General features: G+C 71.3%; 11 protein-coding genes. 5 read left to right on the top strand and 6 right to left on the bottom strand.

Translation table 11 applies throughout. From position 1 onward, the window contains the following. Positions 1–14: 14 nt before the first annotated feature. The 3 genes from pcaB to AAG689_RS20415 are packed head-to-tail and all read left to right on the top strand — an operon-like array spanning position 15 to position 3,887. Positions 15–1,382: a 3-carboxy-cis,cis-muconate cycloisomerase gene (gene pcaB, locus AAG689_RS20425; RefSeq protein ID WP_406623514.1), complete on the top strand. Its 1,368-nt coding sequence runs from the start codon at positions 15–17 to the stop codon at positions 1,380–1,382. A 25-nt stretch (positions 1,383–1,407) separates the two neighbouring features. Next, the gene (locus tag AAG689_RS20420; protein ID WP_406623513.1) at positions 1,408–2,385 is read left to right on the top strand and encodes a Bug family tripartite tricarboxylate transporter substrate binding protein; all 978 of its coding nucleotides are present in this window, start codon (positions 1,408–1,410) and stop codon (positions 2,383–2,385) included. A 5-nt stretch (positions 2,386–2,390) separates the two neighbouring features. After that, positions 2,391–3,887, top strand: a complete 1,497-nt coding sequence (locus tag AAG689_RS20415; RefSeq protein WP_406623512.1) for a fumarate hydratase — start codon at positions 2,391–2,393, stop codon at positions 3,885–3,887. A gap of 55 nt (positions 3,888–3,942) precedes the next feature. Here AAG689_RS20415 and AAG689_RS20410 read toward each other — a convergent pair whose 3' ends face one another. The 6 genes from AAG689_RS20410 to hemB form a co-directional block, all read right to left on the bottom strand. After that, positions 3,943–5,496: a DHA2 family efflux MFS transporter permease subunit gene (locus AAG689_RS20410; RefSeq protein WP_406623511.1), complete on the bottom strand. Its 1,554-nt coding sequence runs from the start codon at positions 5,494–5,496 to the stop codon at positions 3,943–3,945. 2 nt (positions 5,497–5,498) lie between these two features. Next, positions 5,499–6,704, bottom strand: coding sequence for an efflux RND transporter periplasmic adaptor subunit (locus AAG689_RS20405; protein WP_406623510.1), 1,206 nt, complete (start codon positions 6,702–6,704; stop codon positions 5,499–5,501). A gap of 30 nt (positions 6,705–6,734) precedes the next feature. Then, positions 6,735–8,201, bottom strand: a complete 1,467-nt coding sequence (locus tag AAG689_RS20400; RefSeq protein ID WP_406623509.1) for an efflux transporter outer membrane subunit — start codon at positions 8,199–8,201, stop codon at positions 6,735–6,737. 29 nt (positions 8,202–8,230) lie between these two features. Next, complete coding sequence (locus tag AAG689_RS20395) at positions 8,231–8,743, bottom strand: MarR family winged helix-turn-helix transcriptional regulator (protein ID WP_406623508.1); 513 nt, start codon at positions 8,741–8,743, stop codon at positions 8,231–8,233. A gap of 71 nt (positions 8,744–8,814) precedes the next feature. Continuing rightward, on the bottom strand, positions 8,815–9,990 hold the full coding sequence (locus AAG689_RS20390) for a magnesium transporter CorA family protein (protein WP_406623507.1): 1,176 nt from the start codon (positions 9,988–9,990) through the stop codon (positions 8,815–8,817). A 39-nt stretch (positions 9,991–10,029) separates the two neighbouring features. After that, complete coding sequence (gene hemB / locus AAG689_RS20385) at positions 10,030–11,040, bottom strand: porphobilinogen synthase (RefSeq protein WP_406623506.1); 1,011 nt, start codon at positions 11,038–11,040, stop codon at positions 10,030–10,032. Positions 11,041–11,221: 181 nt separating this feature from the next. Here hemB and AAG689_RS20380 point away from each other — a divergent pair, with 181 nt between their 5' ends. Next, positions 11,222–11,650, top strand: coding sequence for a CopD family protein (locus AAG689_RS20380; protein WP_020227183.1), 429 nt, complete (start codon positions 11,222–11,224; stop codon positions 11,648–11,650). A 7-nt stretch (positions 11,651–11,657) separates the two neighbouring features. Next, positions 11,658–12,755, top strand: coding sequence for a VanZ family protein (locus AAG689_RS20375; protein ID WP_406623505.1), 1,098 nt, complete (start codon positions 11,658–11,660; stop codon positions 12,753–12,755). The last annotated feature ends 1 nt before the right edge of the window (position 12,756 follow it).

Below are 12,756 nucleotides of genomic sequence, written 5' to 3'. Positions count from 1 at the left end.
TCCAAGCCGCTCCCATGTCCTTCAGCCCCATCTCCAGCACCGTCATCGATTCCATCCTGTTCCGCGACGCCTTCGGCACGTCCGCCATGCGCGAGGTGTTCTCCGACCACCGCCTGATCTCCCGCTACATCGAGGTGGAAGTGGCCCTGGCGCGCGCCGAGGCGCGCTGCGGCGTGATCCCCGCCGAGGCGGCCGAGGCCATCGCCCGCGAGTCGCGCCTGGAGCGCATCGACTTCGACCACATGCGCCACGAAACCGACATTGTCGGCTACCCCATCCTGCCGCTGGTGCACCAGCTGGTGGCCATGTGCGGCGACGCGGGCCGCTACGTGCACTGGGGCGCCACCACGCAGGACATCATGGACACGGCCAACGTGCTGCAGGTGCGCGATGCGCTGGACATCGTGGAGGCCGACATCCGCGCGCTGCGCGCCATCCTGGCCGGCCTGGCGAAGAAGCACCGCGACACGCCCATGGCCGGCCGCACCCACCTGCAGCAGGCGCTGCCCGTGACCTTCGGCTACAAGGTGGCGATCTGGCTGGCCATGTTCGATCGCCACCAGCAGCGCCTGGCCCAGCTGCGCGAGCGCGTGCTGTGCGTGGAATTCGCGGGCGCGGCGGGCACGCTGGCATCGCTGGGCGACAAGGGGCTGGAGGTGCAGCAGGCGCTGGCCGAGGAGCTGGGCCTGGCCGTGCCGGCCACCACCTGGCACGTGGCGCGCGACGGCTTCGCCGAGGCGGTGAACCTGCTGGCGCTGGTGACGGGCTCGCTCGGCAAGATCGCGCTGGACATCATGATCATGGCCTCGACCGAGTTCGCCGAGGTCTACGAGCCCTTCGTCAAGGGCCGGGGCGCCAGCAGCACCATGCCGCAGAAGCGCAACCCCATCTCCAGCGAGCTGATGCTGGCCGCCGCCAAGGCCGTGCGCCAGCACGCCGGCCTGATGGTGGATGCCATGGTGCAGGACTTCGAGCGCGCCACCGGCCCGTGGCATGCCGAATGGGTCGCCATCCCCGAGAGCTTCATCCTCGCCGCCGGGGCGCTGCACCAGGCCAAGTTCGCCCTGGGCGGGCTGATCGTGGACACCGACCAGATGCGCCGCAACCTGGGAATCAGCCGCGGCTTGATCGTGGCCGAGGCCGTGATGATGGGCCTGGCCTCCGCCATGGGGCGCCAGCAGGCGCACGACGTGGTCTACGACGCCTGCCGCACCGTCAACGAGCACGGCGGCACCCTGGCCGAGGCCCTGGCGGCCCTGCCCGCCGTCACCGCGCACTTCGACCGCGCCGCCATCGACCGTCTGACCGATCCCGCGAACTACCTGGGCCTGGCCACGGTGATGGTGGATCGCGCGATCGAGACATCGGCCAAGACCCATTGATCCCCCAACCACCCAGGAGACACGCATGAAATTCCTCAAAACCCTTGGCGCCATCGCACTGCTCGCCGCATCCCCGCTCACCCACGCCCAGGCGTGGCCCACCAAGAACGTGACCTGGATCGTGCCCTTCGCCGCCGGCGGCCCCACGGACGCCATGGCGCGCGACATCGCGGACAAGGTCAGCCGGCAGCTGGGTCAGCCCGTCATCATCGAGAACACCCCCGGCGCGGGCGGCACCATCGGCGCGGCCAAGGCCGCCAAGGCGCCCGCGGACGGCTACACCTTCCTGGTGGGGCACATGGGTTACATGGGCGCGGGCCCGGCACTCTACAAGAAACTGAGCTACGACCCGGTCAAGGACTTCGAGGCCGTGTTCCGCTTCCCCGACACGCCGCTGGTGATGCTGGTGGGCAAGAACTCCCCCTACAAGAACGCCGGCGACCTGGTGGCCGCGGCCAAGGCGCAGCCGGGCAAGATCAACTTCAGCAACGCCGGCGTGGGCTCCACCTCGCACCTGATCGCCGCGCTGTTCGCCGCCCGGGCCGGCATCGACGTCACGCAGGTGGCCTACAAGGGCGCCGCGCCCGCCATCAACGACCTGATCGGCGGCCAGGTCGATGCCATGTTCGACCAGAGCAACACCGCGCTGCCCCAGGTGCAGGGCGGGCGCCTCAACGCCATCGCGCTGACCTCGCTCACCGCCATGCCGCAGCAATACCCCGGCGTGCCCCCGCTGGCGGACAAGACCCTTCCGGGCTTCGAGGCCGCCACCTGGTACGGCCTGTACGCCCCCAAGGGCACGGCCAAGGACATCGTGCAGAAAATGCACCAGGCCTACCTGAAGGCCCTGGCCGACAAGGCCTGGACCGAGCGCATGGCCGCCCAGGGCATCCACCTCCTGCCCGAGGCGCAGTACGCCCCCGACGCGCTGGCCAGGCACACGGCCGCGGAAGTCGAGCGCTGGCGCAAGGTAGTGGCGGACGCCAAGATCCAGCTCGACTGACCGCCATGACACGCATCGCCCAGGAAGACCTGGCGGACAGCCTGGCCCGGGCCTTCCAGTTCGTAAGCCACCACCACCCGCCCGACTTCGTGCGCGCGCTGCGCCGGGCGCTGGCCGCCGAGACCCACGCGCCGGCGCGCGCGGCCATCGAGCAGTTGCTCGTGAACAGCCGCCTTTCGGCCCTGGGGCGGCGGCCCGTGTGCCAGGACACCGGCGTGGGCCAGGTGTTCCTGCGCGTGGGCTGCGGCGTGCGGTTCTTCCGCCGCGATGGCGCGTCGCCCTGGAGCCTGCAGGCCATGGCCGACGAGGGCGTGCGCCGCGCCTACCGCGACCCGGTCAACCCGCTGCGCGCCACCATGGTCTCCGACCCGCTGGGCCGGCGGCTCAACACGCGGGACAACACGCCCGCCGTCGTGCACTGCGAGATCGTGGAGGGCGATGCGCTGGAGGTGCTGGTCGTCGCCAAGGGCGGCGGCGGCGACGTGAAGGCGCGCTTCGCCACGCTGGAGCCCAGCGACAGCGTGGCCGACTGGGTCATCGCGCAGCTGCCCGGCATGGGCGCCGGCTGGTGCCCGCCCGGCACGCTGGGTATCGGCATCGGCGGCACGCCCGAGCAGGCGATGCTGCTGGCCAAGCTCTCGCTGTTCGACCCCATCGACATGGACCTGCTGCAGGCGCGCGGCGCCCGGAACGCCGAAGAAGCGCTGCGGCTGCAGGTCTGCGAGCGCGCGAATGCGCTGGGCATCGGCGCGCAGGGCCTGGGCGGCACCAGCGCCGTGCTGGACGTGAAGCTGCGCACGGCGCCCTGCCATGCGGCCACGATTCCCGTGGCGCTGGTGCCCAACTGCGCCGCCGCGCGGTACGTGCGCTTCACGCTCGATGGCAGCGGGCCGGCACGGATTGAGGAGCCTTCGTCCGACCTGTGGGACGGCATCGCCGACCGCTTCGACATGCCCGGTGCCGTGCGCGTGGATCTCGACCGCCTCGGCGCCGATGCGGTACGCCAGTGGCGCATCGGCCAGACGCTGCTGCTGTCAGGCCGCGTGCTCACCGCGCGCGACGCCGCGCACAAGCGCCTGGTGGATCTGCTCGCGCGTGGCGAGCCGCTGCCGGTGGACTTGCGTGGGCGCGTCGTCTACTACGTGGGCCCGGTCGATGCCGTGGGCGACGAGGCCGTGGGCCCCGCGGGGCCGACCACGGCCACGCGCATGGACCGCTTCGTCGAGCCCTTGATGGCGCAGGCGGGGCTGCTGGCCATGATCGGCAAGGCCGAGCGCGGCCCGGACGCCATCGCGGCCATCGCCCGCCACGGCGGCGCCTACCTGAGCGCCACGGGCGGCGCGGCCTACCTGCTGTCCCGGGCCATCCGCGCCGCGCGCGTGCTGGCCTTCGAAGACCTGGGGATGGAGGCGATCCACGAGTTCGAGCTGGTGGACTTCCCCGTCACCGTGGCGGTGGACAGCCGGGGGCGCACGATCCATGCGTTCATGCAGGTTTCATAGCCAAAACGGCCTCCAGCGCTTATTGGACAAGCGCAAGCAGCTCTCTTTTCAGGAGTCAATGGGCCCCTGCCGCCGCATCTGCGCTGCCCGCCGAGGCACGCGGCGCATGGGCCAGCCAGACCAGCGGGATCAGCAGCATGAACAGCACGGCCGACACGTAGAAGATGTCGTTGGCCGCGAGCATGAAGGCCTGCTGGTTCAGCATGCGTTCCACCTGCGCCAGTGCCTGCTGGGGCGTGAGGCCGCCGGCCTGGAGGCCCTGCAGCGCCTGGGTGAAGGCGGCGTTGCCCTGGGTGAGCCCTTCGGTGAGCTGGGCGTGGTGCAGCGTGGCGCGGCGCTCCCACAGCGTGGTGGCGATGGACGTGCCCACCGCGCCGGCGGTGATGCGCATGAAGTTCGACAGGCCCGAGGCGGCGGGAATGCGCTCTGGCGGAATCTCCGAGAGCGTGATCGTCACCAGCGGAATGAAGAAGAACGCCATGGAGATGCCCTGCACGATGGTGGGCACCATGATGGTCGCCAGATCCGCCTGGGTGTTGAAGTTCGAGCGCATCCACAGCACCAGCGCGAACACCAGGAATGCGAAGGTGGCGAAGCGGCGCGGGTCGCTCTTGCCGATGTTCTTGCCCACCCAGGGCGAGAGCACCAGCGCCAGCAGGCCCACGGGCGCCATCACCTCGCCGGCCTGCGTGGCGGTGTAGCCCATGTACTGCTGCAGCCACAGCGGCAGCAGCACCACGTTGCCGAAGAACAGGCCGTAGCCCACGGCGGTGGCGAGCGAGCCGGCCCAGAAGTTGCGGTTCCTGAACAGCGTGAGATCGACCACGGGATGGTCGTCGCCGCGCTCCCAGATCAGGAAGGCCACGAAGCCGATGGCCGCCACCAGCGCGCAGGCCACGACCCAGGGCGACTCGAACCAGTCGTGCTCCTTGCCGATGTCCAGCATGATCTGCATCGCGCCCACCCAGATCACCAGCAGCGCCAGGCCGATGCAGTCGATGGGCAGGGCACGGCGCACCGTCTCGCGCTTGTGGAAGATGCCCCAGGTGACCACCACGGCGGCGATGCCCACGGGAACGTTGATGTAGAAGATCCACGGCCAGGCCATGTTGTCGGTGATCCAGCCGCCCAGCAGCGGCCCGGTGACGGGCGCGATCAGCGTGGTCATGGACCACATCGCCATCGCCAGCCCCGCGAGCGCGCGCGGGTAGCTGGAGAGCAGCAGCGCCTGCGACAGCGGGATCATCGGCCCCGCGACGAAGCCCTGCAGCGCGCGGAAGGCGATCAGCAGCGTCATGTTCGGTGCCAGGCCGCACAAGAGCGACGCGATCACGAACAGCGTGACGCTGGCCACGAACAGCCGCACCTGTCCGAAGCGCTGCGACAGCCAGCCCGTGAGCGGCACGGCGATGGCGTTGGCCACCGCGAAGCTGGTGATGACCCAGGTGCCCTGCGTGGGGCTCACGCCCAGGTCGCCCGCGATGGCGGGCAGCGACACGTTGGCGATGGACGTGTCGAGCACGTTCATGAACGTGGCGGCCGACAGGGCCAGCGTGCCCCAGGTGCGCGCGCTGCCGGTGAGCGGCGGGGGCGGAGTGTGCGCGCTCATGCTCAGGGCTTGAGGTTGGCCGTGATGATGCGGGCCACGTCAGCGTCGGCGCCCTCGTCGAGCGATGCGTACACGGTGGTCTGCGCCACGGCCTCCTTGCGCGGGGCCTCGGCCAGCGATGCGCCGCCGCGCTCCTTCGTGTCCACCTCGACTTCCATCGACAGGCCCACGCGCAGCGGGTGCTGTTCGAGTTGCGCGGCGTCGAGCGCGATGCGCACCGGCACGCGCTGCACCACCTTGATCCAGTTGCCCGTGGCGTTCTGCGCGGGCAGCAGCGCGAAGGCCGATCCCGTGCCCACGCCCAGGCCCGCCACGGTGCCGGTGTATTCGACCTTCTTGCCGTACAGGTCGGCCGTGAGCTTCGCGGGCTGGCCCAGGCGCAGGTGGCGCAACTGGTTCTCCTTGAAGTTCGCGTCCACCCACACCCCGTGCAGCGGCACGATGGACAGCAGCGGCGTGCCAGCCGCCACGCGCTGGCCGAGCTGCACGCTGCGCTTGGCGACGTAGCCATCCACCGGCGCGGGCAGGGCGGTGCGGCGGTCGGCCAGGTAGGCCTCGCGCACCTTGGCGGCGGCGGCCAGCACGCTGGGGTGCTCCTGCACGGCCACGCCCTGCGTGAGCGACTGGTTGCTGGCGAGCTGCTCGCGCGCCGCCGCCACGCCGGCCTGCGCCGCCGCGAGCTGGGTGCGCGCGGTGTCGAGCTGGCTCTGCGCGTGGTTGAGTTCTTCCTTGGAGACGGCGCCGTCGCCCGTCAGCATCTGGCGGCGGCGCAGGTCGTCCTGCGCGCGGGCGATGTCGGACTGGGCGCGCGCCACGTCGGCCTCGCGCAGGCGCACCTGGGCGGTGAGCGCGCCGTTGTTGGTGTAGAGCTGGCGCGCCTGGCGCACGGCCTGCGCCAGCGCGGCCTCGGCCTGCTGCAGGGCCACGCGCGCGTCGGCCGGGTCGAGTTGCACCAGCGGCGAGCCGGCGCGCACCAGGTCGGTGTCGTCGGCCAGGATGGCCGTCACCGTGCCGCCGGTCTGCGGGGTGATCTGGATCACGTTGCCCTGCACGTAGGCGTTGTCGGTGCTCTCGTAGTGGCTGGCGACCAGCCAGTCGTACAGGCCCCAGGCGGCGCCGGTGAGCACGACCACGCCGGCGAGGGTCAACAGAGCCTTGCGGCGGTTGGGCTTGGGCGCGGCCGGGGAGGGGGATTGCGGTGCGTTCATGGTGAAGGCGGGTGTGTAGGGGAAGGGGGATCAGCTCGCGGCGTAGCCGCCGCCCAGGGCGCGCATCACGGCGGCCTGGGTGTCGAGGCGGCGCGCGGCCAGATCGACGGCCTGGCGGCGCTGGGCCAGCACCTGCGTTTCGGCCGAGAGCACCTGCAGGTAGCTGCCGAGGCCGGCCTCGTAGCGCTTGCGGGCGATGGCGTAGGCGGATTCGGCCGCCTCGCCGGCCTGGCGCTGCTCGGCGATCTGGCGCTCGACCGAGGCGCTGGAGGCGAGTTGGTCGGCCGTGTCGCGCACGGCGTCCAGCAGCGCGGCGTTGTAGCTCTCCACCGCCGCGTCCAGGTCGGCCGACTTGCCCGCCAGGTTGGCGCGCAGGCGGCCCGCGTCGAAGATGGGCAGGCGCAGCGCCGGGCCCACGCCCCATTCGCGGCTGCCGCCCTCGATAAAGCGATCCAGCCCCATGCTGGCCAGGCCCACGAAGGCCGTCAGGCTCACGTTCGGATAGAACTGCGCGCGCGCCACGGCCACGTCCTGCGTCGCTGCTTCCACGCGCCAGCGCGCGGCGGCCACGTCGGGGCGGCGGCCCAGCAGGTCGGCGGGCAGGGCGGCCGGTATTGCTTCTGATTTGATAGCTTCCAGCGCTTTCGGGGTAAGCGCCAGAGCCGTTTTTGGCTCTGCAATCAACGCGCCCAGTGCGTTGCGCGTGAGGGCGGCCTGCTCGCGCAGGGCCTCGATCTGCTGGCGCGCCTCGGGCAGCGCGCCCTCGCTCTGGCGCAGCTCCAGCCGCGTGTCCAGGCCGGCGCTCACGCGCTGCCGTACGAGGCGCAGCATTTCCCCGCGCTGGGCCAGCGTGCGCTCGGCCACCTGCAATTGCTCCTGCAGCCGCGCGAGCTGCAGGTAGGCGTGCACCACGTTGGCCGCGAGCAGCAGGCGTGCGGCATCGGCATCGGCGCGCGCGGCGCGGGCCGTGCCCAGGGCCGATTCGAGCGCGGCGCGGTTCTTGCCGAAGAAGTCGATCTCCCAACTGCCCGACAGGCGCGCCGTGTCGATGCTCAGGACGCTGCCCGCTTGGCCGGGCGGGTAGGGGCCGTTCTCGCTGTAGCGCTGGCGCATGAGATCCGTGCTGGCGTTGACCTGCGGGCCGAGCGCGGCGCGCGCGGCGTGGGTGAAGGCCTCGGCGCGGGCGATGCGCGCCTGGGCCTGGCGCAGGCCGGGGTTGCCGTCCAGCGCCTGCTGCACCAGCGCGTCGAGCTGCGCGTCGCCGAAGGCGCGCCACCAGTCGGGGGCGACGGCCACGTCGGGCGCGCCGGGCGCGACGAGCGTGGCCGTGTCGCGCAGCCGGGCCTGCGGGGCGATACCGCCCGTGTCGGCGCAGCCCGTGAGCGCGGGCAGCGCCAGCAGCGCCACGGCCAGCGTGGCGGCGTAGAGCAGCGCGGAGCCGGGTGGTGCGACGGCGGACGGTGCGGCGGCGGGGTCGGGGGAGAGGTGGTTCTTCATGTTGTGGTTCTCTCGGAGGACGGGGAAATTCAGGAGCCGGGCATGGCGCGGGTGTTGGCGTAGATGCGGGCGAGGAAGTCGCGCAGTCGCGCTTCTTCCGCCTCGTCGAAGCCCGCGAGCAGCTCGCGCTGCACGCCGGCCAGGATGGCGGGGAGTTGCTCGGCCACGGCGCGGCCCTCGGGCGTGAGGGCGATGTTCACCACGCGCCGGTCTTCCTGCGAGCGTTCGCGCTGGCACAGACCCTTGGCCTCCAGTCGGTCGAGCAGGCGCGTGAGGCCGCCGGCGTCCAGGTGGCACACGCGCGCCAGCGCCGCGGCCGTGCCGGGCGGGTCGAGCAGCAGGCGCAGCAGGGGCTTCCACTGTGCGTCGGTCAGGCCCAGGGGCTCCATGCGGCGGTCCACCTCGGCGCCCAGCAGCGTGGCGATGCGGCGCAACTGGAAGCCGAGGCTTTGCTCCACCTCGAACGGAACGGGCAGCGACGGGTCCGACAGCGGGCACAGGCCGTCGCCGGCCAGGGTGTCTTCTTCATCCGGCGTTTTCATAGGGCGCAACAATAATTGCCTAGGCAATTATTTGCCAGGACAAGGATTGAATCCCTGCCGTGAAAAGGGTCTCAGCCCCGTCCCGTGCGCGTCAGGTAGCGCTTGCGCCAGAAGAAGGCCGTGAGCGCCACGGCGATCAAGGTCATGCTGCCCATGGCCCACCAGAAGCCTTCCTCCTGGTGCACGAAGGGGATGAACTCGAAGTTCATGCCGAAGATGCCGGCGATCAGGTTCAGCGGCAGGAACACGGCGGTGAGCGCCGTGAGGGTGCGCATGATGTCGTTGGTGCGGTTGCTCTGCACGGAGAAATGCATCTGCAGCACGGCCTCGGTGCTTTGCTCCAGGCGGCGCACGTGGTGCACCACGCGCTCGATGTGCTCCAGCACGTCGCGGCTGCGTACCTTGAGCAGGTCCAGCTCGCGCGCGGCCTGCGCGTTGCCGCCGGGCGCGGCCCAGGTGTCCAGCGCCTCGCTCCAGGCCTGGATGGCGGCGCGCTGGTCCTCGCAGATCTCGTCGAGCTGGTGCAGGGTAAGGCGCGCGTCGAGCAGCGCGCCCCAGTTGGTGAAGCGGGTGCCGGGCTTGAGCAGCTCGGACTGCCAGTGGTCGAGCTGGCGCGAGAGCTCGCGGCGCAGGTCCAGGTAGTTGTCCACGATGTGGCCGGCCACGCGCAGCATCAGGTCGGCGGGGCTGGCGGGCAGGCGCGTGCCGGCCACGGGGCCGCTGCGCAGGTCGCGCACCACGGCCTCGGCCGGGGTGGTGGCGGGCGCCGCGGCGGGCGGGGGCGCGGCCAGGCGGGCGGCGTAGGCGTCGCGCACGGTGCAGTCTCCGGGGTGCACGGAGAGCAGCACCTGGTCGAACACGGCGAAGCCCACGGGGCTGGTGTCGATGCGCCGCAGCACCGGCGGGCCGCCACGCGCGGCCGCGGCCGCCAGCGGGGCGGCGGCGCTTTCCTGCGCGGTGCCCAGGCGGCGCACCACCAGCAGGTCGTACTGCGAGGTGTAGTCGTAGTGCGAGGGCAGCTGCGGGTTGAGCAGGTCGGACACGTGCAGGTCCACCAGCTGCTGCCCGGCCGCCGCCTGCAGCGCGGCCTGCAGGCGCGGCAGCTCGGCGCTGAAGGCCGCGCGCGTGCAGGCGATCCAGTAGAAGCCCTGGGCGGGCGGCTGCGCGGGCAGGGCCTGCAGCTCCTGCGCCAGGGCGCCGGGCTGCAGGAGGAAGACGCGGATTGGCTGCGGCGGGTTTCCAGTCAAATCGGCCTCCAGCGCTTTTCCATCAAGCGCAAGCAGCTCTTATTTTGAGAGCAGAAGGCGCGCGGCGTCGAGCGCGAAATAGGTCAGCACGCCGTCGGCGCCCGCGCGCTTGAAGGCCAGCAGCGACTCCATCATCACCTTGTCGTGGTCGAGCCAGCCGTTTGCCGCGGCGGCCTTGAGCATGGCGTATTCGCCGCTGACCTGGTAGGCGAAGGTGGGCACGCGGAACTCGTCCTTCACGCGGCGCACCACGTCCAGGTAGGGCATGCCGGGCTTGACCATGACCATGTCGGCGCCTTCGGCCAGGTCCAGCGCCACCTCGCGCAGCGCCTCGTCGGTGTTGGCCGGGTCCATCTGGTAGACGTTCTTGTTGCTGGCGCCCAGGTTGGCGCTGGAGCCCACGGCGTCGCGGAACGGGCCGTAGAAGGCGCTGGCGTACTTGGCGCTGTAGGCCATGATGCGCGTGTGGATGTGGCCGTGCGCTTCCAGCGCCTCTCGGATCGCGCCGATGCGCCCGTCCATCATGTCGCTGGGCGCCACCATGTCCACGCCCGCGTCGGCATGCGCCAGGGCCTGGCCCACGAGGACTTCGACCGTCTCGTCGTTCAGGATGTAGCCGGTGTCGTCGAGCAGGCCGTCCTGGCCGTGGCTGGTGTAGGGGTCCAGCGCCACGTCGGTCAGCACGCCCAGGCCGGGGAACTCGGCCTTGAGCTTGCGCACCACGCGCGGCACGAGGCCGTCGGGGTTCAGCGCCTCCTTGCCGTCGGGCGTCTTCAGCGCCGTGTCGATCGAGGGAAACAGCGCCAGCACGGGGATGCCCAGCTTCACGCACTCCTCGGCCACGGGCAGCAGCAGGTCCAGGCTCAGGCGCTCCACGCCGGGCATGGAGGGCACGGGCACGCGCAGGTTGGTGCCTTCGTGCACGAACACGGGGTAGATGAGGTCGTGCGGCGTGAGCACGGTCTCGCGCACCAGGTTGCGGGTGTATGCGTCGCGGCGCAGGCGGCGCGGGCGGTTGGCGGGGAAAGGGGTGGGGCTGGACAGATGCATGGGCAAATTGTGCGCCATATGCCATGCCGCAGCCTTGCGCTGGCGGGGATCGGGTGCTAGATTGCCCCCGGGCGGCACGCCGCCCCCCGCTTTACCTCCCTGAGCGGGGCCTTGGCATGCCACGCATGCCCAGGGCTTTCCCGCCCGGTCCCGCCGGGCTTCTTTTTCCTCCACCGCCTCCATGCTCTGGGTCAAAGCCTTCCACATCGTCTTCATCGCCAGCTGGTTCGCCGGCCTGTTCTACCTGCCGCGCATCTTCGTCAACCTGGCCATGGTGACGCCCGGATCGGTGGCCGAGCGTGAGCGCCTGGTGCTGATGGCGCGCAAGCTGCTGCGCTTCACGACGATGCTGGCGGTGCCGGCCCTGGGCCTGGGCCTGTGGCTGTGGCTGGGCTACGGCATCGGGCGCGGGCCGGGCAATGGCTGGCTGCACGCCAAGCTGGCCGTGGTGGTGCTGGCGGTGGGCTACCACCATGCCTGCGCCGTGCTGCTGCGCAAGCTGGTGGCCAACACCGACCAGCACAGCCACCGCTGGTTCCGCGTGTTCAACGAAGTCCCCGTGCTGCTGCTGGTCGCGGCGGTGATCCTCGTGGTGGTCAAGCCGTTCTAGCCGGGGCATGCACAAGACGTCGGCCTGGCCCCTGGCGCTGATCTATGGCGCGCTGATCGTCTTCGCCAGCCTGTTCCCGTTCGAGGGCTGGCGCGAACAGGGCATCTCGCCCTGGGTGTTCTTCACGGCGCGCATCCCGCCGCCGTACTGGACGTGGTTCGACGTGAACCTCAACGTGGCGGGCTACGCGCCGCTGGGCTTCCTGCTGGCGCTGGCTGGCTTGCGCACGGGCTGGCCGCGCGCGGCGGTGCCGGTGGCGGCGCTGGCGGGCGCGCTGCTGTCGCTGGCGATGGAATACCTGCAGATCTACCTGCCCCGGCGCGTGCCCTCCAACATGGACCTGGCGCTCAACGCCGCGGGCGCGCTGCTGGGCGCGCTGGCGGCGGCGCTGCTGGAGCGCCTGGGCGCCATCGCGCGCTGGAGCCGTTTCCGCGCGCAGTGGTTCGTGCCGGATGCGCGCGGCGCGCTGGTGCTGCTGGCGCTGTGGCCCTGGGCGCTGCTGTTCCCGGCGGCGCTGCCCTTCGGGCTGGGGCAGGTCTGGGAGCGGCTGGAGACGGCGCTTTTCGACCTGCTGGACGACACGCCCTTCCTCGAATGGCTGCCGTTGCGCGACGAGGCGCTGGAGCCGTTGTCGCAGGGCGGCGAGCTGCTGGCCGTGGCGCTGGGGCTGCTGATTCCCTGCCTGCTGGGCTACTGCGTGATGCGCCATGTGGGCCGGCGCGTGGTGTTCGCCCTGTGCGTGGCCCTGGCGGGTGTGGCGGTGACGGCGCTTTCGGCGGCCCTGACCTACGGGCCCACCCACGCCTGGGAATGGCAGACGCTGCCCGCGCGCGCGGGCGTCATCGCCGGCGTGGCCGCCGCGCTGGCGCTGGCGGCGGTGCCCCGCCGTGCCTGCGCGGCGCTGCTGCTGCTGGCGCTGATGCTGCACCTGAACCTGCTGAACCAGGCGCCCACCAGCGCCTATTTCGCGCAGACGTTGCAGGCCTGGGAACAGGGACGGTTCATCCGCTTCTACGGCCTGGGGCAGTGGCTGGGCTGGATCTGGCCCTATGCGGCGCTCGTCTATGTGGTGCTGCGGGTGTCGCGGCGCGAGGCGGAATCCTAGA

The sequence above is a fragment of the Acidovorax sp. SDU_ACID1 genome, from assembly GCF_045291395.1.
Classification (GTDB): domain Bacteria; phylum Pseudomonadota; class Gammaproteobacteria; order Burkholderiales; family Burkholderiaceae_C; genus MR-S7.
The sequence above is the reverse complement of the archived record's forward strand: the minus strand, read 5'-3'. Positions and strand labels throughout refer to the sequence as shown.